This window comes from Treponema endosymbiont of Eucomonympha sp., from assembly GCF_001028545.1.
The window spans coordinates 1-967 of record NZ_BBPW01000229.1; the positions used below are offsets into that span (position 1 = coordinate 1).

Consider the following 967-nt stretch of genomic DNA (forward strand, 5'->3'; position numbering starts at 1 on the left):
GTCGTCAGACCGTGCTGGATGAAGAGATCCTTACCCATCCGCATGACATCGGCCGCATCCCACATGGGCTCGACCTCCGTCGTGACGAAATCCTTGGCCGCAGTGCGCTCAAGACGCTCTTCGAGCGAAACCCGCTCGTCATAGTAGTTGTGCTTGTAGCTCTTATCGGTGAGACGCGGGCGTGGAGCCTGTGTCCACTTGAATTCCGGATCATCCTCAAAATAGGAGTTCATGAGAGGCCAGTAGGCCAAGTATTCGAAATACCGACAGCGGAACGAATTAGCTGAGGCCATGATTTCGCTGCCAATAGTAAGCAGGATGTCCCGAGGAGGCATGCACGTCATCATCGAGTCGTTACGGAAATCGGGGGTGCCAATGGCCTGATTCCACTGGAGCGGAGTCGGACGATCGACCTGGACTCCGTGCTTCTCGAGAACATCGACAAGATTGTCGAGCTGTGCATTCGCCTTCTCAACCGTCTCGAGCGGACGCGGCCCCCACATCCCTCGCATGGCAGAATCCACCGGAACCTTCTCGGAAGTCGCCGGCTCCTCTGGCGGAATGACGGAGTTATCCGCACGTCCGACGATAACTCGTTTCAGCGGATCCCAGTCGTTCCATGAATTAACAATCTTGGTCATCATTGATCCTTTCCTTGTTTTCCCATTGGCCGGCGCCACCATCTCGAAGGCGCACGCACCGCTATCCTTGTCGAGTCACTTGTGCATCCCGCAAAACTCATCGAGACCACATGGGCCACTCACCGATGAAACAGCAGGGTCGCCGGCGTCTGCGCTCGTCGCCGCCGGGGACACTTCAGTAAATCGGGCACGCACCGACCAGCCACAATCAGAAACTGCGGACTGCTGCGTGTTCATCGATCTCCCCTGCCTCACCGTTGAGGAACCATCACGACGTTTTCAACAATAGCGCAAAGTAATACATGTGTACAAGACCTTCACACAAT

At 55.7% G+C, this 967-nt stretch carries 1 pseudogene; it reads right to left on the reverse strand.

Annotated features, from left to right (window positions below):
- A pseudogene (locus tag AWU74_RS06165) lies at positions 1 to 641 on the reverse strand (serine/threonine protein kinase); the annotation flags it as partial.
- Positions 642 to 967: the final 326 nt, after the last annotated feature.